The sequence below is a fragment of the Mesorhizobium sp. genome, assembly GCF_017306585.1.
Classification (GTDB): Bacteria; Pseudomonadota; Alphaproteobacteria; order Rhizobiales; family Rhizobiaceae; genus Mesorhizobium.
The window spans coordinates 1-21835 of record NZ_JAFKIC010000223.1 but is presented as its reverse complement, the minus strand read 5'-3'; the positions used below and the strand labels follow the sequence as shown (position 1 = coordinate 21835).

General features: G+C 63.9%; 19 protein-coding genes. 11 read left to right on the top strand and 8 right to left on the bottom strand.

Annotated features, from left to right (window positions below; all coding sequences use genetic code 11):
* Positions 1-85: 85 nt before the first annotated feature.
* Both J0I79_RS27415 and J0I79_RS27410 read right to left on the bottom strand, forming a co-directional pair.
* Positions 86-2656 (bottom strand): FAD-dependent oxidoreductase, encoded by a 2571-nt coding sequence (locus J0I79_RS27415; RefSeq protein ID WP_292866780.1) that lies wholly within the window; start codon positions 2654-2656, stop codon positions 86-88.
* A gap of 73 nt (positions 2657-2729) precedes the next feature.
* Positions 2730-4307, bottom strand: a complete 1578-nt coding sequence (locus J0I79_RS27410; protein WP_292866778.1) for a trimethylamine methyltransferase family protein — start codon at positions 4305-4307, stop codon at positions 2730-2732.
* A gap of 237 nt (positions 4308-4544) precedes the next feature.
* Here J0I79_RS27410 and J0I79_RS27405 point away from each other — a divergent pair, with 237 nt between their 5' ends.
* From J0I79_RS27405 to J0I79_RS27380, 6 genes are all read left to right on the top strand, one after another.
* Positions 4545-6452 carry a phospholipase D-like domain-containing protein gene (locus J0I79_RS27405; protein ID WP_292866776.1) on the top strand — a complete coding sequence of 636 codons (1908 nt, stop codon included), beginning with the start codon at positions 4545-4547 and terminating at the stop codon, positions 6450-6452.
* A gap of 175 nt (positions 6453-6627) precedes the next feature.
* Positions 6628-7809 (top strand): MFS transporter, encoded by a 1182-nt coding sequence (locus J0I79_RS27400; RefSeq protein ID WP_292866774.1) that lies wholly within the window; start codon positions 6628-6630, stop codon positions 7807-7809.
* Between the two features lie 32 nt (positions 7810-7841).
* Positions 7842-8969 (top strand): MFS transporter, encoded by a 1128-nt coding sequence (locus J0I79_RS27395; protein ID WP_292866782.1) that lies wholly within the window; start codon positions 7842-7844, stop codon positions 8967-8969.
* Positions 8970-9073: 104 nt separating this feature from the next.
* Positions 9074-11143 (top strand): prolyl oligopeptidase family protein, encoded by a 2070-nt coding sequence (locus J0I79_RS27390; protein ID WP_292866772.1) that lies wholly within the window; start codon positions 9074-9076, stop codon positions 11141-11143.
* 68 nt (positions 11144-11211) lie between these two features.
* Positions 11212-11337: a capsid protein gene (locus tag J0I79_RS27385; RefSeq protein WP_292866770.1), complete on the top strand. Its 126-nt coding sequence runs from the start codon at positions 11212-11214 to the stop codon at positions 11335-11337.
* A gap of 51 nt (positions 11338-11388) precedes the next feature.
* Positions 11389-12768: an aspartate aminotransferase family protein gene (locus tag J0I79_RS27380; RefSeq protein WP_292866768.1), complete on the top strand. Its 1380-nt coding sequence runs from the start codon at positions 11389-11391 to the stop codon at positions 12766-12768.
* Positions 12769-12900: 132 nt separating this feature from the next.
* Here the strand turns inward: J0I79_RS27380 and J0I79_RS27375 are convergent, their stop codons facing one another.
* Positions 12901-13257, bottom strand: coding sequence for a hypothetical protein (locus J0I79_RS27375; RefSeq protein ID WP_292866766.1), 357 nt, complete (start codon positions 13255-13257; stop codon positions 12901-12903).
* A 121-nt stretch (positions 13258-13378) separates the two neighbouring features.
* Between J0I79_RS27375 and J0I79_RS27370 the strand changes: the two genes are divergently transcribed.
* Positions 13379-13558, top strand: a complete 180-nt coding sequence (locus J0I79_RS27370; protein WP_292866764.1) for a hypothetical protein — start codon at positions 13379-13381, stop codon at positions 13556-13558.
* 297 nt (positions 13559-13855) lie between these two features.
* Positions 13856-14500 (top strand): cytochrome c oxidase assembly factor Coa1 family protein, encoded by a 645-nt coding sequence (locus tag J0I79_RS27365; protein WP_292866762.1) that lies wholly within the window; start codon positions 13856-13858, stop codon positions 14498-14500.
* Between the two features lie 279 nt (positions 14501-14779).
* Here the strand turns inward: J0I79_RS27365 and mmsB are convergent, their stop codons facing one another.
* Both mmsB and J0I79_RS27355 read right to left on the bottom strand, forming a co-directional pair.
* Entirely contained in the window at positions 14780-15664 is an 885-nt protein-coding gene (gene mmsB / locus J0I79_RS27360; protein WP_292866760.1) for a 3-hydroxyisobutyrate dehydrogenase, read from the bottom strand.
* 26 nt (positions 15665-15690) lie between these two features.
* On the bottom strand, positions 15691-16857 hold the full coding sequence (locus J0I79_RS27355) for an isobutyryl-CoA dehydrogenase (protein ID WP_292866758.1): 1167 nt from the start codon (positions 16855-16857) through the stop codon (positions 15691-15693).
* 144 nt (positions 16858-17001) lie between these two features.
* Between J0I79_RS27355 and J0I79_RS27350 the strand changes: the two genes are divergently transcribed.
* The 3 genes from J0I79_RS27350 to J0I79_RS27340 all read left to right on the top strand — a co-directional run bounded on the left by J0I79_RS27350 (position 17002) and on the right by J0I79_RS27340 (position 19658).
* Positions 17002-17616: a dimethylsulfonioproprionate lyase family protein gene (locus J0I79_RS27350; protein ID WP_292866756.1), complete on the top strand. Its 615-nt coding sequence runs from the start codon at positions 17002-17004 to the stop codon at positions 17614-17616.
* Entirely contained in the window at positions 17616-19091 is a 1476-nt protein-coding gene (locus J0I79_RS27345; protein ID WP_292866754.1) for a cobyric acid synthase, read from the top strand. Before J0I79_RS27350 ends, J0I79_RS27345 begins: the two co-directional genes overlap by 1 nt.
* A gap of 99 nt (positions 19092-19190) precedes the next feature.
* Positions 19191-19658 carry a hypothetical protein gene (locus tag J0I79_RS27340; RefSeq protein WP_292866752.1) on the top strand — a complete coding sequence of 156 codons (468 nt, stop codon included), beginning with the start codon at positions 19191-19193 and terminating at the stop codon, positions 19656-19658.
* A 57-nt stretch (positions 19659-19715) separates the two neighbouring features.
* Here the strand turns inward: J0I79_RS27340 and J0I79_RS27335 are convergent, their stop codons facing one another.
* The 3 genes from J0I79_RS27335 to J0I79_RS27325 all read right to left on the bottom strand — a co-directional run.
* Positions 19716-20135, bottom strand: a complete 420-nt coding sequence (locus J0I79_RS27335; RefSeq protein WP_292866750.1) for a VOC family protein — start codon at positions 20133-20135, stop codon at positions 19716-19718.
* Positions 20136-20206: 71 nt separating this feature from the next.
* Positions 20207-21028 carry an AraC family transcriptional regulator gene (locus J0I79_RS27330; protein WP_292866748.1) on the bottom strand — a complete coding sequence of 274 codons (822 nt, stop codon included), beginning with the start codon at positions 21026-21028 and terminating at the stop codon, positions 20207-20209.
* 68 nt (positions 21029-21096) lie between these two features.
* The coding region (locus J0I79_RS27325) for a TSUP family transporter (RefSeq protein WP_292866746.1) at positions 21097-21835 on the bottom strand (739 nt) is incomplete at its 5' end.

Genomic DNA, 21835 nt, shown 5'->3' with positions numbered 1-21835 from the left:
CCTCGATCGAGCCTGGCTCGAACGGCATGATCTTGCGATGCCGCCCGAAGCTTCCCTTTGGCGCCGCGCTGTCCATGGCCGGACCTCAGGTCCGCATCTTATCGCCGCTGGGGTCGAACGGCGCCTCGACATTGATACGGGCCGGGCGCCGGTGGCCGAGAATCTCGATCTCGAACAAGCCGGCGCTTTCGTCCTCGGCCAGTGCCGCTGGCACGTAACCCTGCGCCATCGATTTCTGCACATAGTGCGCATAGCCGCCGGATGTCACCCAGCCGACCACGCGCCATTCGCCGTCGACAATGCCGCGCACGGCCGAGGCGCCTTCGGCCGCCTTGGAGCCACGCACTTCCTTGCCCTTGTCGTCAAAGCGGGGCGCGCCGTAGCCGTGCGGCTTTTCCACCGTGCCATAGTCCTTGCTGACCTTGGCCCAGATCGGCTCGTCGCCCATCACGTCGGCGCCGTCGGCATCGACGATGAACGAGACGCGGCGCAGTTTCGGCCCGTCGGCATGTTCCTTGGCGGCGGCATCACGGCCGATGAAGTCGTTCTTCTCCAGCTTGATGAAGCGGTCCATCGAGCCTTCGAACGGACCGTAGATCGGCCTGAGTTCGCGGAACCAGGTCGGGAAGTTCTTTTCGAGACGCATCGACAGCAGCGCGCGCATGCCGAAATCGACGATGCCGAACTCCTCGCCCGCGTCCTTGATCGCCTTGTAGACGAGGCGCTGGTAGGCCGGCGCCATCCAGATCTCATAGCCGAGGTCGCCGGTGTAGGTGATGCGGTTGACCAGGCAGGGCGCGCCGCCGACGGCCATCTCGCGGAAATCCATGAAGCGGAAGGCCTTGGTCGAGACGTCGACATCGACCAGCTTCTGCAGCAGGTCGCGCGATTTCGGGCCGGCGATGGACAGGCCGACCAGCGTCTGGTCGAAGCGGTGGATGCGCACCGAGCCGTCCTTGGGCAGGTGCTTCTCGAACCAGCGCATATGGTATTTCTGCGCGGCGGACGAGCCCCAGATCATGAAGCGGTCCTCGCCGGCCTTGGCGATGGTGAAGTCGCCGATCAGCTTGCCGAATTCGTTGATCATCGGGGTCAGCACGATGCGGCCAACCTTGGGCATGCGGTTGGTCATCAGCCGGTTGAGGAAATCCTCAGCACCCGGTCCCGAGACCTCGTATTTGGCGAAGTTGGCGATCTCGGTGACACCGACGCCATCGCGGGTAGCGCGCACTTCCTCGCCGATCGGTCCGAAATCGTTGGAGCGGTGGAAGGACACGATATCCTTGGGTTCCTTGCCCTTGGGCGCGAACCAGAGCGGGGTTTCGAGGCCCCAGCTATCGCCCATGACTGCGTTGTTGGCGAGCATCGTGTCGTAAAGCGGCGTGGTCTGTGCCGGGCGCGCCGCCGGCAGTTCCTCGTTGGGGAAGCGGATCGAGAAGCGCCGCGAATAGTTTTCGCGCACTTTGGCGTTGGTGTAGCGCAGGCCGGCCCATTCGCCGAAGCGGGCGACGTCCATGCCCCAGACGTCGAAGCCGGGATCGCCATGGACCATCCAGTTGGACAACGCCAGACCGACGCCCCCACCCTGGCTGAAGCCGGCCATGACGGCGCAGGCGCACCAGAAATTGGTCAGGCCCTGCACCGGGCCGACCAGCGGGTTGCCGTCGAGCGCGAAGGTGAACGGGCCGTTGATGATCTGCTTGATGCCGGCCTTTTCGATGCCGGGGAAATGCTTGAAGCCGATTTCCAGCGACGGCGCGATGCGGTCGAGATCCGGCGGCAGCAGTTCGTGGCCGAAATCCCACGGCGTGTTGACCGGCGACCACGGCTTGCAGGCCTTTTCATAGGTGCCGAGCAGGATGCCGTTACGCTCCTGGCGCGTGTAAATCTCGCCCTTGAAGTCGAGCACGCCGATCATCTCGCGGCCGGTCGACTTGTTGAATTCCTCGACCTCGGGCATCGGCTCGGTCAGGAGGTACATGTGCTCCATGGCCAGCACCGGCAGCTCGACGCCGACCATGCGGCCGATCTCGCGCGCCCACAGGCCGCCGCAATTGACGACATGCTCGGCATGAACCGTGCCCTGTTCGGTGACGACGTTCCAGGTGCCGTCCGGCTGCTGGGTGAGATCGACGACGCGGTTGCGCAGCACGATCTCGGCGCCGAGCTTCTTGGCGGCCTTGGAATAGGCGATGGTGGTGCCGGAGGGGTCGAGATGGCCTTCGACCGGATCCCACATGGCGCCGACGAAGTTGGTCTCGTCCATGAGCGGGAACATCGCCTTGGCTTCGGACGGCGTGATCAGTTCGGTGTCCATGCCGAGATAGCGGCCCTTGGCGTGCGCCAGCCGCAGGAAGTCCATGCGCTCGGGCGTGTCGGCCATCATCACGCCGCCGGTCAGATGCAGCGAGCAGGACTGGCCCGAGATCTCCTCGATCTCCTTGTAGAGCTGGACCGTGTAAGCCTGCAGCTTGGCGACGTTCGGGTCGCCGTTCAGAGTGTGGAAGCCGCCCGCGGCGTGCCAGGACGAGCCGGAGGTGAGCTCCGAACGCTCGATCAGCATGATGTCGGTCCAGCCGGCCTTGGCCAGGTGATAGAGCACCGAGCAGCCGACGACACCGCCGCCGATGACAACCGCTTTTACATGGGATTTCATGAAGATAGGTCCGTTTTTGTGTAAATTAAATCAGATGTGTCTGCCGACCGCGCGATATCGCGTAGTGTGCTGATCAAAAGTCGGTCGGTGCGCCGCCTTCGGCGGTTCGCTTCTGGACGAAATCATTGAGCTCTTCGCGGATCGCCGGGTCCATGTAGGGTTCCTCATAGGATGCCAGCCGCTCTTTCCAGACCTTGTTGGCCTTTTCCAGCGCCGTCGGCGATCCGGCTTCCGCCCAGGTCTCGAAATTGCGCCAGTCGGAGAGAACAGGCGAGTAGAAGGCGGTCTTGTAGCGGTCCTGCGTGTGCTGGGTGCCGAAGAAGTGGCCGCCAGGACCGACCGACTGGATCGCGTCGAAGCCCAGCGCGTCTTCCGACAGGTCGAGCGGGGTCAGGAATTCGGCCACCATCTGCAGGAGGTCGATGTCGAGGATGGTCTTCTCGTAGGAGCAGCGCAGGCCGCCTTCGAGCCAGCCGGCGCCATGCATCATCAGATTGCCGCCACCCTGGATGGCGCCCCACAGCGAGAACACGCTCTCATAGGCGGCCTGCGCGTCGACCGTGTTGGCGGCGCAGGTGTTCGAGGTGCGGTAGGGGATCTTGTAGCGGCGGGCGAGCTGGCCGCCAACGAGCTGCGCTTTCATGTATTCGGGCGTGCCGAAGGCCGGCGCGCCCGACTTCATGTCGACATTGGAGGTGAAGCCGCCATAGCCGACCGGCGCGCCCTTTTTCACCATCTGGGCGAAGGCGATGCCGGAGAGAGCCTCGGCATTCTGCTGCACCAGCGCGCCGGCGATGGTCACCGGAGCCATGGCGCCCGAGAGCGTGAACGGGGTGACGATGACGACCTGGCCCATGCTCGACATCTGGATGATGCCTTCCATCATCGGCACGTCGAGCTTCAGCGGCGAATTGGTGTTGATGATGGTGAAGACCGACGGCTCCGCCATCAACTGCTCGCGGCTGATGCCGCGTGCGATGCGGGTGATCTCGATGCCGTCGACATTGCGCTCCTTGCCGAGCGAATAGATGTGGAACACCTTGTCGGTCAGCGTGGCGAGGTCACGGATGCATTCCAGGTGGCGCACCGAGGGGTGGATATCGATCGGCTCGACGGGATAGCCGCCGGTGCAGTTCAGGATGTTGTGCATCTGCGCCAGGCGCAGGAAATTGCGGTAGTCGGCCTGGTTGCCGGGCCGGCGGCCGCGATCGATGTCGGAGCAGTTGGGCGCCGACGCCATCATCGACAGGATGACGTTGTTGCCGCCGAAGCGCAGATTGTGCGCCGGGTTGCGGGCATGGAGGGTGAATTCGGACGGGCAGTGCGAAACCAGCTCGAGGATCATGTCGCTGTCGAAGCGCACGCGCTCCGAGCCTTCGCGCACGTCGGCGCCATGCGCCTTCATGATGCGGCGGGCCTCGTCATGCAGGACGTCGACGCCGATTTCCCTGAGCACGCGCAACGAGGCGAGGTGGATCGATTCCAGCTCGTCCTCCGAAACCAGCTTGGTCGGCGTCAGCGGGTTCTTCAACTGCCGGAAAGCGGGTTGCTCGAAGGCTGCCGAGCCGCCGGCGCGCTTTCCCGCGCGTCCGCCACGGCGGGCACGGTCTGGCGCCTGGGCCGGTTCCAAGGGTTGTGTGGCGGCGGTCATGATGGTCCTCGTACGATACGGATAGCGGGCGGCATAATGGACCGGCCGCCGTCCGGCCATTGCGGAGGCGGCGACCACTAGGGCGAGGGAAGCGACATGCCCAAACGGCAGATCGGCGGCGGGCTGCGGCAAGCAGCCGGTCCGGGCCGTGCGCGAACGGATACTGGCAAGAGCGCGTTACAGTAGCGTCTTTTACTTCTGACATAGTTGCGGACCGAACATCCTGGAGCGAGAGCCATGACCGACGTCGTCAAAGTGCGTGCCGCGACAAACAATGAGGTCGCGTTCCTTTCATGGGACATAGACGGGATGATCCCCGGCTGCCTCGGCTTCGAGATCGTGCGGATTTATCCCGACACGGGCGAGGAACGCTGCCTGGCGGCCTGGGTGCCGTTCCAGGGGCAGCGCAATCCGCGATGGATTCCGCAGGACACCGGCGTATGGCCGGTGCAGAAGACATTCTGGCGGGACCTTACCGTGCGGCGGCGGCGCGACAGCATCGAGGTCAGGCCGGACGGCGAAATGATCGCCTACCGGGTGCGCCCTGTCGGCGACATGAAGCCAGGGCTCGATCCGGTGCCGGTACGCCCCGATCAGATCGTTGACGGCAAGCCGGCCTATACGGGTACGGCGCGGCCGCTGGGCTATCTCGGCCAGGGCGCGGTCAGTCCCCCCATCTTCCTCGGACAGATGTTCGGCAAGGCGCGCGTCGCCTTCACCAATGGCGTCCTGTCGACACAGTGGATGTCGCACGCGCTGGCCGAGGCCGGCATCAAGGTCGGAAAGCGCGACAAGATCAGGGCTATCCTGCAGGATCCGACCAGCAAGATACGCGCCTATCTGCATGGCGACGTGCCCGATGTCCTGACCAGCCTGCTGAAACGGGCCAGGACCGATGGCGGCACGGTCCGGCTCGCGCTCTATGAACTGGGCGACGACGAATTGTGCGATGCCATCGTCGCCGCCAGGGATGTCGTCGAGGTCATCCTTTCCAATTCCGGCAGGGACGACCAGACCAAAGCCTGGGACACCGGCAACGCGCCCTACAGGAAGCGGCTTCACGATGCGGGCGTGGCGGTGACGGATCGGCTGTTCAACAACAACCATATCGGCCACAACAAGTTCGCCGTCTATCGCGATGCCGGGGGCAAGCCGCAGGCTGTCATGACCGGCAGCACCAACTGGACGTCGACGGGCATTTGCGGACAGTCCAACAACGCCTTCATCCGCGACGATCCTGACATGGCCGAGGTTTACAATGACTATTGGGAGCGCATGAAGGCCGACGTGTTTCCGCCGCCGGCCTCGGAAAGCGCGCCCGGCCACGTGGCGCAGGCGCAAGGCGTGCCGTTCCGGGCGGGAAATCACCTGCCAAATCCCCGCAATGGCGTCACAACCGTTCTGGACGGCATGACAGTCTGGTTTTCGCCCAACGACCCGAACCGCAACAAGAAGGACATTTCCGTGCGGCCCGTCGATCTGGAGGATGTCTTTGCTCGCATCAGGGCGGCGAAGCGGGCGGTGCTCTTCCTGGTGTTCAACCCGTCCCAGCTCGGCGAAAACTCGATCGTCGACCAGGCGGTCGCGGCCGCGAAGGCTGATCCCAATCTGATCGTGCAGGGCGCGATCAGCGACGAAACCGCAATGCCGAACTATGTCGCGCCGACCAAGGACCCGGTCACCCATAAGTCGAACAAGGACGGCAAGGCGCCCTTCGTCTATCCCGAGAAGGTCTGGGAGGCGCCGAATGTGTCCATCGTGCGGGCTGCGAACCTCACCGGTGCCACGATCGCCCGGGATTTCCAGGCCGAGGTGCTGACCGTGGGCCACGCGATCGTGCACGACAAGATCGTCATCATCGACCCGATGGAGGACAACGCCACGGTCATCACCGGCAGCCACAATCTCGGGTACAAGGCGTCCTACGAGAATGACGAGAACCTGGTGATCGTCGAGGGCGACAAGACCTTTGCCGCAGCCTATGCGGTGCACATGCTCGATGTCTTCGACCATTACAAGTTCCGCGCCTGGCGCAGGACGATCGGCAAGGGGCCTTCCGATGATGACGGGCTGACGATCGACGATAGCTGGCTGAAGCCATACGCGGACGGCAAGAAGGGCGCGATCGCGCGGTACTTTCCCTAGCGGCGCGCCGGCGCCCAACTGAAGCTGCAAACAGAATGCCCAGCGCTGGCCGGGCAAACGGCGCGGTTGGCGCAAGCGGATTTCGCTTGCCGGCCCTTTCTTTCCCCCGGTCGAACCAGTAGCTAGTGGCGCAGCCGGCCGGGAGGTCTGCCGGCACCTCACATGGAATGACGGCATGGTGGCAACCGGCTCGAGCGAAGGCGAAGCGGGAACGCAGTGGGCGGCGCTTGCCGGCGTCACCGCCGCATTGGCCATGTTCGGCGCCGCGCAGGGCCTGAGCTCGCCACTGTTTACGCTGCTGATGCAGAAGCAGGGGCTGTCGCCCGGCCTGATCGGCCTGTCGGCGGCCATGATGCCGCTCGGGCTGATCCTGTCGGCCTCCTTCGTGCCGGCGGCGGTGCGGCTGGTGGGTGCGCGCAATCTCGCTGTCGGCTGCTCCCTGATCGGAGCGCTTTGCTTCCTGGGTATTGGTTATCTGCAGAACTGGGTGGCCTGGTACGTCATCCGCTTCATCATCGGGGTCGTCATCAACCCGCTCTATATTCTCGGCGAGGTGTGGGCGCTGTCGCTGGCGCCGCCGTCGCGTCGCGGTCGTGTCATGGGCGTGTTCAACACGCTGATGGGCGCGGGTTACGCGGCCGGGCCATTCACGCTGACCTTTGTCGGCATCGAGGGCTGGGCGCCATTCAGCGTCGGCATTGGCGGTTTCGTGCTTTGCGCGATCATTCTGCGCCTTGTCTCGTCGAAGCTTGCGGGCTTCGAGGATGACGGCCAGCCCGCCGGCAGCTTTATCGGCTTTGCCAAGCTGGCACCGGCGCTGCTACTGGCCGTTCTGGTGTCGGCCGCCGTCCAGCAGAGCACCTATGCGCTGGTTCCGGTCTTCGGCACCGGCTACGGCCTGCCCGAGGCCAGGCTTGCCGCGCTGGTGATGGCGCTTTCACTGGGCAACATCCTGCTGCAGATCCCGCTCGGGCTGCTGGCCGAGCGGTTCGGCGGTCGCCCGATGATCCTGGCCTGCGCGGTGGCGACGGCCATCTGCGCGGCCCTGCTGCCGCTGCTGATCACCACGCCGCTGATCTGGGGCGTGCTGCTGGTGATGGGCGCCGTCGGCTACGGCGTCTACACTATGGCGCTGGTGGAACTCGGCAGCCGCTTCAAGGGCACGCTGCTGGTCACCGGCAATGCGGCTTTCGCCCTGCTGTGGGGCGTCGGCGGCATTGTCGGGCCGCCGGGCGCCGGCCTGCTGATGCAAGGCATCGGCCCGCTGGGGCTGCCCGTGGTGATCGCCGCGCTCGATGCGCTGCTGATCATCTTCGCGCTTTATCGTTCGTCGGTACGCCGGAGCGGCAACGCGTGAGCGCGTCCGGCCCGGATACCAGCCAAGCCAGCATGCAATGGGCCGGCATCACTGGCGTCATCGCGACCGTCTCGGTGTTCGCCATCGCGCAGGGACTGTCCTATCCGCTGCTGAGCTTCATCCTGCAGGGGCAGGGCGTCTCACCGGCGATGATCGGCCTGTCGGCCGCCATGACTCCGATCGGCTTCATCCTGTCATCTCCTCTGATCCCGGGCCTGGCGAGGCGTTTCGGGGCAGGGCGCACGGCGCTCACCTGCGCCGCGCTTTCGGCGGTTGTGCTGGCGCTCATCGGCTGGACGCAAAACGTCTATCTCTGGTTTCCGCTGCGCTTCCTCATCGGGGTGGTGACCAATCCACTCTATGTCTTGAGTGAGATCTGGGTCATCGCGCTGGCGCCGCCGGCAAAGCGCGGCCGCATCATGGGCGTCTATTCGACGATCATCTCCGCCGGTTTCGCGGCCGGCCCGCTCTGCCTGCTTGCCGTCGGCACCCAGGGATGGCCGCCCTTCCTCGTCGGCATCTGCGCCTTTGTCCTGTGTGGCCTCTGCCTGGCCTCGGTGTTGCCGCGCCTGCCCAAGGTGGACGAAGCAGGGCATCAGGTTTCGGTGATGGGTTTCATGCCGCTTGCCTGGCTGCTTCTGTCGGCGGTGGTCGTGGCGGCCGGCTTCGAGCAGGCGGTGCTGGCGCTGCTGCCCGTCTACGGCACGCATCATGGTATCGCCGAGATCCGCATGTCGGCGCTGCTGTCGGTGATGATCGCCGGCAACATCGCCATGCAGGTGCCGCTCGGGCTGCTGGCCGAGCGGCTGACCGCGCGCCTGGTGCGCTTCATCTGCGTCCTGCTCACGCTCTTCGGCTGCGTGCTCTTGCCGGTGCTGATCGAGACGCCGCTGATCTGGCCCTGCGTCTTTGTCTGGGGCGCGGTGTCCTACGGCATCTATACGATGTCGATCATCGAGCTCGGCGAGCGCTTCAGCGGCTCGGCGCTGGTGGCCGGCAATGCGGCATTCTCCTTGATGTGGGGCGTCGGCGGCATTCTGGTCCCGCCGCTTGCCGGCAGCGTCATGGACGTGATCGGCGCGGGCGGCTTGCCGGTCACGCTCGGAGCCATGTGCGCCGCGCTTGCCCTGGCGACGGTTTTACGCCGGCGGGTGCTTTGAGGCGGCATGAACGGCCGGCCGTAAAAGACCATGTCGCATCTTGAATGTCGGCGCCGACGACGCGATGTAGGCAGGGCCGCTCGAAAACGCTTCCGGAGACTTGCATGACCTCTTCGACGACCAAAGCCCAGCCCTCCGACAAGGCAGGCGATCCCTTCCTCTGGCTGGAAGACCGGACAAGCGAAAGGTCGCTGGACTGGGTGCACCGCCAGAACGAGATCACCGTCGGCGAATTGCAGGGCGACCCGTCCTACCAGCCGATGTTCCAGACGGCGCTCGACCTGATGACGGCCGAGGACAACATTGCCGTCGGCAATGCGATTGCCGGTCACGTCTATAATTTCTGGCAGGACAAGGCCAATGCGCTCGGCCTGTGGCGGCGCACGACGGTCGCTTCCTACAAGACCGACAAGCCCGAATGGGAAACGATCCTTGACTTCGATCAGCTGGCGGCGAAGGAAGGCATAAAGTGGGTTTTCAGCGGCGCCAACCGGCTCTATCCGGAGTTCAGCCGCTGCCTGCTCTCCATGTCTCCGGATGGCGGCGACGCCAGCGAGATGCGCGAGTTCGACATCGAAGCCAGGTCCTTTATCGAGGATGGATTCCGCGCGCCGGCATCGAAGTCGAGCTTCGGATGGCTGGACAAGGACACGGTGATCGTCTCCGCGGCTTTCGAGGAGACCGACAGGACCGAGTCCGGATATCCGCGCGTCGTCAAACTCTGGAAGCGCGGCACAAGGCTGGAAGACGCGACGCCGATCTTCGAAGGGCTGACCGAGGATCTGGCCGTGGGGGCCGGCGTGGAGTTCGACGGCGACAGGCGTCACGTATTTCTGGCCAGGACCCTCAATTTCTTCGCCTCGCACAGTTTCCTGCGCCTGCCCTCGGGTGAAAACAGGCGTATCCCGCTGCCGGACGATGTCACCGACACCGCGCTTTTCAGGGACCAGCTGGTGTTCGGGGTGCGCACGCCCTGGACCGCGCCGGACGGTACCAAATGTGAGCCGGACGGTCTCTATTCGCTCGATTTCGCGCACTGGATCGCAACCGGTGTTTTCGGAACCGTCGAGACCCTGCTGGCGCCGGCGCATCGCGTGTCGATCGCCGGCATCGCCAGGACGCAGGACCGGCTCTTCATCAACCTGCTCGACAATGTGCGCGGCAAGGTTCTCGTGTGCGAACGCGAGAATGGTGACTGGTCGCTGAAGCCTGTCGCCCTGCCGGAGAATGGCACCGTCGGCATCAGCCATGCCGAGCATTTCGGCTCGAGCGTGTCCTTCTCCTTCACGGATTTCCTGACGCCGAGCTCCATCATCTGGTCCGACGACGATGGCGAGACGCTGGCGACGGTGAAATCGCAGCCGGCTCGCTTCGATGCCTCGCCGCTGATCTCGGAACAGTTCGAGGCGCGCTCCAAGGACGGCACGATGATCCCGTATTTCGTCGTCAGGCGGCGCGATCAGAAAGGACCGGTGCCGACGCTGCTCTACGGCTATGGCGGTTTCGAAGTGCCGTTGCAGCCCGGCTATGCCGGCGTACGCGGCAGGCTTTGGCTGGAAAAGGGCAATGCCTATGTGCAGGCCTGCATCCGCGGCGGCGGCGAGTTCGGCCCGGCCTGGCATCAGGCGGCGCTGAAAGGCAAACGCCAGAACGGCTTCGACGATTTCGCCGCGGTGGCGCAGGATGTGGTCAGGCGCGGCATCGCCACGGCCGCGTCGCTCGGCATCCAGGGTGGTTCGAATGGCGGCCTTCTGACCGGCGTTTCCCTGACCCAGCACCCGGAGCTTTACGGCGCCGTCATCATCGAGGTGCCGCTGCTCGACATGCTGCGCTACACCGAACTGCCGCCGGGCGCCTCCTGGATGGCCGAATATGGCGATCCCTCGAAGCCGGAAGACGCCAAGTGGCTTTCCGCCTATTCGCCTTACCAGCATGTGAAGGCCGATGTAGCCTATCCGTCGGTGCTGCTTACAACCTCGACCGCCGACGACCGTGTCCATCCCGGCCATGCCCGCAAGATGGCGGCACGCCTGCAGGAGGCTGGGCATGACGGCACGCTGTTCTTCGAGGAAACCGAAGGCGGACATGGCGGACGCGGTGACCGCCGGCCGCAGGCGGCGCAGACCGCGATGAAATATGTGTTCCTCCAGCGGGCGCTGAGCCCGAAGGCGTAGACACAATTCGGCATGGGCCAAGCAAAGGGTGGTTCACCTGGACCAGCCTTTGCTCTAAGGTGCCGGCCATGGCTCTTGTCAGTATTTCGGCTCGCGCATTCCGGGTCGCGGTGACACCGTCACCGCGCACGCTGCGCGCCGAGCTTTTGCGGCTGTGCGCCCGCATCGGCTATTCGCCGCCCGCCGCCCTCTGATGCATTCGCCCCCGGCGCCAGCCGGATTGAATCCAGAGGAAAGATCAAGACATGACCTACCAGAATTATTCGCTGAAGCAGCTTCAGCAGATCGACGCCGCGCATCACCTGCATCCCTTCACCGACCACAAGGAGCTGCGCGAAGCAGGCTCGCGCATCATCAGCCACGCCAACGGGCCTTTCATCTACGATTCCGAAGGGGCGGAGATCCTCGACGGCATGGCCGGCCTGTGGTGCGTCAATATCGGCTATGGCCGCGACGAGCTGGCCGAGGCCGCCTATGCCCAGATGAAGGAATTGCCCTACTACAATTCCTTCTTCAAATGCTCGACGCCGACGCCGGTGCTGTTGTCGAAGAAGCTTGCCGAGATCGCGCCGAAGCATGTCAACCAGGTGTTCTACGGCTCGTCCGGCTCGGAAGCCAATGACACGGCGCTGCGCCTTGTGCGCCACTACTGGGTGCTGGAAGGCAAGCCGGAGAAGAACCGGATCATCTCGCGCAAGATGGCCTATCACGGCTCGACGGTTGCCGGCACGTCGCTCGGCGGCATGGACGCCATGCACAAGCAGCTTGGCGGCGCGGTGCCCAACATCGTCCATGTGATGATGCCCTACGCCTATGAACTGGCGCTGCCGGGCGAAAGCGACCACGATTTCGGCCTGCGCGCGGCCAAGGCGGTTGAGGATGCGATCCTCGAGGCCGGCGCCGACAAGGTCGCGGCTTTCATCGGCGAACCCGTGATGGGCGCGGGCGGCGTCAAGATCCCGCCGGCGAGCTACTGGCCCGAAGTGCAGCGCATCTGCCGCAAATATGATGTGCTCCTGATGCTGGACGAGGTCATCACCGGATATGGCCGCACCGGCGAGTGGTTCGCTGCCCAGACGCTCGGCATTGAACCCGACACCATCACCACGGCCAAGGCGCTGACATCAGGCTATCAGCCATTGTCCGCTTTGCTGGTGGGCGATCGCATCACCTCGACGCTGGTCGAGAAGGGCGGCGAGTTCAACCATGGCTATACCTATTCCGGCCACCCGGTGGCCTGCGCGGTGGCGCTGAAGAACCTCGAGATCATCGAGAAGGAAGGATTGGTCGAGCGCGTCAGGAACGACACCGGACCTTATTTCGCCAAGGCGCTGCAGGAGCGAATCGCCGGCCATGACCTGGTCGGCGAGGTGCGCTCGATCGGCCTGATGGGCGCGATCGAGATCGTCAAGGACAAGGCGACCAAGGAGCGTTTCCTGCCATCGGGAAGTGCCGCGGTGATCGTTCGCGACCATGCGATCGCCAACGGCATGATGCTGCGCGCCACCGGCGACACGATGATCCTGTCGCCGCCGCTTATCTGGACGCGCGACACGATCGACATGGCCTGCGAACGCATTGCCAAGGCACTGGACCTGGCAAAGGCCGACCTGCGCAAGCGGTAAGCACGACTTCGACCGGGCGTTCTCTTCCCGAGGACGCCCGGTTTGCAAGATATCCTCTCACAATCAGGGAACGAATTCCGCTGCTGGCGCGTAGTGGATCTGGGCGGCAGCAATCTCGCCGCTACAGGGGCGCTACATGAGAAAAATCAGCAGGAACAGACGCAGGGCTGCCGGCATTGGTGCCGATTTGATGCTGTCGCCGCTCGTGGTGATGATGCGGATGCCCTTGATGGCCATGGACGCCAAAAGCGGTAATCCCTGGAGCACGGAGATGGCGCGCGCGGTCAATGAGAAGATGGTCGCCACGGTCGAAGGCGTCTTTGCAGCGCAGATGTCGCTGCTGCAATCAGCCTCGCGCTTCTGGCCGGAGGTTTTCTCCGGCCGCACCCCGTCGCTGCTCAGCGGCGTTGCGGCGGAGCGATCGGTCAGCGCCGCCCTGAAGCCGGCCAGCCGCGCGGTAAAGGCGAACTTCCGGCGTTTGTCCACCAAGGCATAAAGCCAAGCCGCCTGGGAATTCCATCCGACCGTCCTGAATTAATTCGGATGGTTTGCCGGCCAACCGTTACAATGACCGACTTCGTGTCGGATAATCGCCTTTGGCGTTGCGCGCATGAACGTCTTGTTCACGACGATGATTATGCATGAGCGTTTCGACAAAGGAAGCGAACAGCCGCGCCAGTTGGTGAGGGACGCTACCGGGATTTTATGTTTCACGAAAAGCGCACGACAGGCCCTTTCGACATCCCGCTGGGGCAAGCGCTTGATGGTCAGCTTGCCGGCGAAGGCATGATCGAAGCGACGAGGCGGGTCCCAGGAGGGATCGTTAACTCCCGCAAATGCTGAAGAGCATCCCAATAACATCAGGGCCGCAAGTACTGTCCGCATGCTGTTCAATATAGTCATGTGCTACCCCATTTTGGTCAACATCCGGCAACATCGACCGATAGGCAAGCTGTACTCTTATTAACGTCAAGGGGCGGACAGACACCGCGCCGATGTCCGATCTGGTTGCAGGTGAAAACCGTTCCTGTTTTGTCGCGCCTGCGCTAGAATTCCGCGAAGCAGTCTTTGCCAAATGGGGGACATGATGGCCGGACAACCACTCAATCAGCCGGCTGAAATTCCGCCTGAACTCGACCGCTGGAACTGGGGCGCCTTCTTCCTCAACTGGATCTGGGGCATCGGCAACAGCACTTTCATCGCGCTGCTGGCGCTGATCCCGCTCGTCAATCTGGTGATGATCTTCGTGCTCGGCGCGCGCGGCAGCCGCTGGGCCTGGCAGAATCGGGCCTGGCGCGACGCCGAGCAATTCCGCAAGACGCAACGCAACTGGGCGATCGCCGGCCTTGCCGTCTGGGTGGTCAGCATCGGCGGCTGCGCGACCATGGTCGGCAGCATTCCCTTCATGCTGAAAGGCAGCGATGCCTATCACATGACCATGGACGCCATCCGTGCCGATTCCCGGGTTAAAGCCGCCATCGGTGACGACGTGGCCGACAATTTCTGGGTCGGCGGCAATCTCAACGTCAACGCGAACGGGGCTGGCGAGGCGCAGTTCAGCATTCCCGTCCATGGCGCCAAGGGCAAGGGCACCGTGTTTTCGCATCTGGTGCGCACTGCCGGCACATGGAGCATGCGCCTGCTCGTGCTTCGCGTGGACGGGGTCGCCGCACCGATCGTGCTGACCAACGAAGATCACGTGCCGATCCCGGGCGCGGCGATCGGAATATAGGCGGGCAGAGGACAAGAAAGCGCCGGAAACGCAAAAACCGCGCTCCTGCGGGAACGCGGCTTTGCCAGATACGCATGGCGTTTCGCTACTCAAGCACTTGGCGAAACTTACGGGCTCCGGTACGCGAGACCTGATCCGGAGCGCCGGGCGGTTTCGATGTCCGCCTCGCAATCTGTTTTATAGGGACATCGTTACCGCAGAGTTATCGAGAGCTTAAGCAAATCTAAATTTGGCGGTTTTCTTGCGATGTAGGCGAAAAAACTCAATCATATTAGCTAGTTATGGATTAGCGCCGCGCAAGAAGTTAATGATCCCTGAAAAGTCGTCGCCTGCATGTCCCTGTGCGTTGAACAGCGCATAGAGCTGTGCCGCCTCGGCGCCTAGCGGGGTCACCGCGCCGGAACCTTGAGCGGCTTCCTGGGCCAGCTTCAGGTCTTTCAGCATGAGGGCCGCGGCAAAGCCGGGCTTGTAGTCGCGGTTGGCGGGCGAGGTGGGCACCGGGCCGGGTACCGGGCAATAGGTGGTCAGCGACCAGCACTGGCCCGATGAGGTCGAGGCGACATCGAACAGTGCCTGATGCGAGAGGCCGAGCTTCTCGGCCAGCACGAAGGCCTCGGCGACGCCGATCATCGATATGCCGAGGATCATGTTGTTGCAAATCTTGGCCGCCTGGCCGGCGCCATCGCCGCCGCAATGGACGATGCGCCCGGCCATCGGCTTGAGGATCGGCTCGGCTGCGGCGAAGGCTGCATCCGAGCCGCCGGCCATGAAAGTCAGCGTACCGGCCGTCGCGCCGCCAGTGCCGCCGGAAACCGGCGCGTCGATCGATAGCAGGCCGTGTTTGGCGGCTATGGCGTGCGCCTTGCGCGCCGATTCGACGTCGATCGTCGAGGAATCGATCAACAATGCGCCTTTCCTGGCGTTTGGCGCGATGTCCTCATAGACCGACAGCACATGCTTGCCGGCGGGCAGCATGGTGATCACCACATCCGCGTCCTTCACGGCGGCTGAAGCGTTGGCCATGATGACGAGGCCGTGTTCCTTGGCGATGGAGAGGTTTTCCGGCATGAGATCGAAGCCATGCACAGCATGCCCGGCCTTGACCAGATTGGCGGCCATCGGATTGCCCATGTTGCCGAGGCCGATGAAGGCGATTGTGGTCATTGTCTCTCTCCCGGAAATGTCTGGCTTCAACGGCCGATCAGCGATCGCGCGATGATGACGCGCATGATCTCGTTGGTGCCTTCGAGGATCTGGTGGACCCTGAGGTCGCGCACCAGTTTTTCGATGCCGTAGTCATGCAGATAGCCGTAGCCGCCGAGCAGCTGCAGCGCGTTGTTGGCGACGTTGAAGCCGGTGTCTGTGACGAAGCGCTTGGCCATCGCCGACCATTTGCCGGCGTCAGGCGCCTTGCGGTCGAGCTTCGAGGCCGCCGCATAGAGGAAGATGCGCGACGCCTGCAACTCGGTCTCCATGTCGGCCAGCCTGAACTGCAGCGCCTGGAACTGGTTGATCTTGGAGCCGAAGGCCTTGCGTTCGCCCGTATAGGCCAGTGCCTTGTCGAGCGCCGACTGCGCGCCGCCGAGTGAACAGGCGGCGATGTTCAGTCGGCCGCCGTCGAGCCCGGCCATGGCGATGCCGAAACCGGCGCCTTCGCCCGACAAAAGGTTCTCCGCCGGCACCCTGCAATCCTCGAAGATGACCTGGCGGGTTGACTGCATGTGCCAGCCCATCTTGTGCTCGTTGGCGCCGAAGGAGAGGCCCGGCGCGTCTTTCGGCACGATGATGGTGGAAATGCCCTTGGGCCCATCGGCTCCGGTGCGCACCATGACGGCGTAGACATCGCTGTCGCCGGCGCCGGAAATGAATTGCTTGGCGCCGTTGATCACATAGTCGCCGCCGCTCTTCACCGCCCGCGTCTTCAGGGCGGCGGCGTCGGAGCCGGAGCCCGGCTCGGTCAGGCAGTAGCTCGCCAGCCATTCCATCGAGGTCAGCTTCGGCAGGAAGCGCTGGCGCTGATCGTCATTGCCGAAGCGGTCGATCATCGAGGCGACCATGTTGTGGATCGAGATGAAGGACGAAAAGCCCGGATCGGCGTGCGACAGCGCCTCGAAGATCAGCACGGCGTCGAGCCTGCCGAGCGCGGATCCGCCGACGTCGTCGCGGACATAGATGCCGCCGAGACCAAGCGGGCCGGTTTCGCGGATCACATCGGCGGGGAAATGCTTCCTGCGATCCCAGTCGAGCGCGTTCGGCGCCACACGGTCGGCGGCGAATGCCTGCGCCATCTCCTGGATGGCGCGCTGTTCCTCGTTGAGTTCGAACTGGCTGGTGCTCGCATCGACCGCGGCGTCCATGGCGTGCTCCCTATGTGCTGGCCAGCGAGCCCGCTGGCCTGTCGTTTTTGGCTATGCGCGCGCACCAATCTAGACCAATGATGCCGCCGCGCAACCCGACCCGCCGCGGAGCGGCTGTGCGCCAATGCATGTCCGGAGCAAGACGTGACGACAAAATTCGACGAGCTGCTGCAACAATTCCATGCCTATCTCGCGTCCCTCGACAGCGCCCTGGTAGCCGATGCCGTGGGGCGCATCGATTGGGAGATGGCCGCGCGCGACCTGGAGCCGCGTCCGCTCGGCTGTCTGCGCCATCTCGATCGCGCGGTGGAACTGGCCCCGCCGGCCGCAAAACCATTGGTGCGGTTACTGGCAAGGCAACGCAACGACCTGCGTTGGGGGCAGACCTACACGGAGGCCGATTTCGGCAAAGCTTTCATCGATAATTATGGCTGGCTCGAAGTGTTCGGCACGCGCGGCCATTTCGCCAATGAGGACGTCGCGGCCGGCCTGCTCATTCTCGGACCCGACATCGTCTATCCCGACCACCATCACGTCGCCGAAGAGATCTATATTCCTCTGACCGGCGGAACGGAGTGGCGCATGGGCGAGGGCGGATTTGGCAAGCGGGAGGCCGGCGAGATCGTCCATCATGCCTCGAACGTCAATCATGCCATGCGTACCGGAGCAGAGCCGCTGCTGGCACTTTACATCTGGCGCGGCGGGCCGCTGGCGCAGAAATCCACCATCACAGGCGCCGCGACACAGGGCAGGGGTTGATGGCCAGAGCAATCATGCTGCAAGGCACGGGGTCGGATGTCGGCAAGACCGTCCTGGTCGCCGGACTATGTCGGGTCGCGAAAAAGCGTGGACTGAAGGTGCGGCCGTTCAAGCCGCAGAACATGTCGAACAATGCCGCCGTCGCCGATATTCCCGGCGACAACAGCCATGGCGGCGGCGAGATCGGGCGCGCGCAATGGCTGCAGGCGATTGCTTGCGGGGTGGCGCCGTCGGTGCACATGAACCCGGTGCTGCTGAAGCCGCAGACCGATGTCGGCGCGCAAGTCGTGGTGCAGGGCAAGGTGTTCGGCGAGGCACGGGCGCGCGATTATCAGAGGCTCAAGGGCCAGTTGATGGACGCGGTGCTGGAGTCCTGGGCGAAAGTCGGCGAGGGCGCCGATCTCGTCATCGTCGAGGGGGCCGGCTCGCCGGCCGAGATCAATCTGCGCAGCCGCGACATCGCCAATATGGGTTTTGCCACGCGCGCCAATGTGCCGGTGGTGCTGGTCGGCGACATCGACCGTGGCGGCGTCATCGCCTCTGTCGCCGGCACGCATCTGATCCTGCCGGAAGAGGACCGGCGCATGATCGTCGGCTACCTCATCAACAAGTTCCGCGGCGACGTCTCGCTGTTCGAGGATGGCATCAAGGCGATCGGCAGGTTCACCGGCTGGCGCTGCTTTGGCGTCGTGCCTTGGCTGAAGGCGGCCGCACGGCTGCCGTCGGAAGATTCCGTGGTGCTGGAGCGGCTGGCGTCCGGTGAGGCGCGCGCGCTGAAGGTGGCGGTGCCGATGCTTGGCCGCATCGCCAATTTCGACGATCTCGACCCGCTCAAGGCCGAGCCGCAGGTCGAGGTGGTGTTCGTGCCGCCGGGCAAGCCGCTGCCGCCGGATGCCGGGCTGGTGGTCATTCCCGGCTCCAAGTCGACGATCGGCGATCTCATAAAGTTCCGCGAGAATGGCTGGGACCGGGATCTTGCCGCGCATCGCAAGCGCGGCGGCCATGTGGTCGGCATTTGCGGCGGCTACCAGATGCTTGGCCGCGTGGTGCGCGATCCCGAGGGAATCGAGGGCAGCGTAACCGAAACCGAAGGGCTAGGCCTGCTCGATGTCGAGACGGTGATGGAGCCGGAAAAGACAGTGCGCAACGTCATCGCCCGCTCGGTCCGCTACGACCTGCCGCTTGAAGGCTACGAAATTCACCTCGGCCGCACCACAGGGCCGGACACCGCGCGGCCGTCGGCGATCATCAACGGCATCGAGGACGGCGCCGTGTCAGCCGACGGCAAGGTGATCGGCACCTATATGCATGGGCTGTTCGGCGCCGATGCCTTCCGCACCGCCTACCTGAACAGCCTCGGCGTAAAAGGGGGCGGTGTCGACTATCGCGCCGAGGTCGAAAAGGCGCTGGACGAGGTCGCGGCCGAGCTGGAGGCCAATCTCGACTGCGACGCGATTTTCGGCCTAGCCCGGTAGGCCATTCTTCAACGCCAGCGGAATTGCCGCGGCGCTGTCGGAGCCGGTTCACCGAATTCGTCCTTGGACGGTGGAAGCGCTCGGAAAGGAGACCGCTCAATGTTCAAGGTGACCGCCGATGACCTGGATGGCTATTTTGGTTTCGATCCGGAGCGGGAGTCGGATCTGCGGAAATTCGACGGATTGATCCGCGAAGCTGCCCCGTCGCTTCGGCGCCATTTTCACGAGGGCACGCCGGCGGGAAGCGCCGGCATGCGCATGAAAATGATCGGCTACGGCAGGTTCCGTTATTCCATAAGATCCGGCAAATCGACCGACTGGCCGGTGATCGGTGTCGCACTTCAGAAGAGCTACATAAGCGTCTATCTCTCCGTCACCGTCGACAGCCGCCCCATCGTTGATCGCTATCGGGGCAGGCTCGGGGAAATCCGATCGGGGCGGAACAATTTCAGCTTCGTGAGATACGACGAGTTGAAGAGCGAGATCGTTGCGGAACTGATTGCCGAAACGGCCGAGATATTGAGCGCGGACCCTGCCAATCCCGTTCGTTACCGGGAAGAAGCCTGAAGCATTCGAAAGAGCGCGCCGCATCGCTTGGTGCCGGGACGACGCGCTTCAGGGTCTTCAGTCCTTTTCGCCGGCCTTTGGCCAATAGGTGCCGAACGACCACACATTGCCTTCCGGATCGCGACAGATGAACTCGCGGCTGCCATAGTCACGGTCGGTCAGCTCTTGAATGATCGTCGCGCCAGCCTTTTTGGCCCTGGCATAGGCGGCGTCGGCATCATCGACGGCGACATAGATCGACTTGCCGCCGCCTGAACCGGGTTCCCCGACCATTTTGCCGTAATCGTCGGCGCGGGCGGTGCCAAGCATGATCATCGAGGAGCCGAAGACAAGTTCGGCATGGTGCACGACATCGCCTTCGCCATAGCGGGCACGGACGCTGAAGCCGAAGGCCTGGCAGAGCCAATCGATCATTTTCGCGGCGTTCTTGTAGCGCAAGGCAGGGTAGAGCCGGGGGGCTTCGGTGGTGGCGGGCATGGGAACCTCCTTCAGTGGATTGGTCGATGCCCTACTCTGAGCAAAGGCCGCTGCTGCGTCTTGAAGAAATGTTACCCGAGGGCTGTCGGCGTCTGGCCGGAGAGGTCACGGAATTCGCGCACGAGATGGGCCTGGTCGGCATAGCCGCAATCGGCGGCGATACCAGCCCAATCGTCGGCACTTCGGCGCGACAGCCCAAGCGCCCGGTTGAAGCGGACGATGCGGGAGAGGGTTTTGGGACCGATACCGGTGGCATCGGTGAATTTTCCCGCAAGATGCTTGCGGCTCCAGCCGAGTTCGCCGGCGAGCCAGGCAATGCGTGTGCGGCCACCCGAATTGACGATCCTTTCGTAGGCCCAGGCGATCCCGGCCGGTGTTTCCACGGCATCGGCGAGGCGATCGGCAACGAATGCCTGCACTATGGTGAAACGGGTATTCCAATCCGCCGCATTGCTCAGCGTCTCGCGCAAGGCGGTTCCCTCGGAGCCGAGCACGTCGTCGAGGACGACCATGCGGTCGGCCAGCGCGCTCATCGGCTGGCCGAAGAACCGGCGGGCGCCGAGCGGGGTGAAATTGACCTGAACGCAGGAGGCGCGGCCGAAGGATTCAATCATCACCGGACCGGCAAAGAGGCCGGCGGCAAAACTGCCGAAACGATCATTATCGCCAGGTGCCTTGCCAAGCCCGATGGCGAATGCTTCCGCGAAGCTGATGACCAGCGGCACGGTGAGCGTAGCGTATTCGACGATGCGGAAATGGCCGGGCCAGAGCTCGCGATAGCCGCATATGTCGGTCACGATACCCTGGAGCGACGGGCAGGGTATCCGCCGCTCCATCTCGAAATGGAGGGGAGACCTGTCGTCTTGCCGGTGGCGCTCTGTCTCGACGGACATGCGGCAATTCTAGCAGACGAAGCGGTGGATTCAAAAAGCAGCCGGGATGGTCGAGTGACCCGTACGGATCACACACCAATCATGAGGCGTAGCGGGTTGGCCGGGTCGGCCAAAAGCTTGACCGCCAGCGCCACGCAGACGATCACCAGCAGCGGCTTGATCAGCCTGGCGCCGATGCGCATGGCAAGGCTGGCGCCGAGGCGGGCGCCCAGGAACTGGGCGACACCCATCATCAGGCCGATCTTCCAGGAGATGACGCCGACGGCGGCGAAGACGATGAAACCGCCGATGTTGGAGGCGAAGTTGAGCAGCTTGGTGTGAGCTGTCGCCTTGAGCACGCCATAGCCGGCCAGCGTGACGAAGGCCAGCATGTAGAAGGAGCCGGCGCCCGGCCCGAACACACCGTCATAGAAGCCGATGGCAGGCACCAGGGTCAGTCCGAACAGGAATGGCGACAGGCGTTCGGCCCGGTCGACATCGTTCATGTTGGGTTTGAGCGCGAAGTAGAGCGCGATGGCGATCAGCACCAGCGGCAGCAGCGCGCGCAGCAGGTCGCCAGGCACGATCGTGGCAAGCAGGGCGCCGCCGACGCTGCCGAGGAGGGCGAGAAGGGCGGACGGCAATTGCCGGCGCAGGTCGACATGGCCCTTGGAGGCGTAGTGAATGGTGGCGGATCCCGAACCGAACATGCCTTGCAGCTTGTTGGTGCCCAGCGCCTCGACCGGCGAGAAGCCGGCAAGCAACAGCGCTGGAATGGTGATCAGGCCGCCGCCGCCGGCTATGGAATCGACAAAGCCGGCGGCAAAG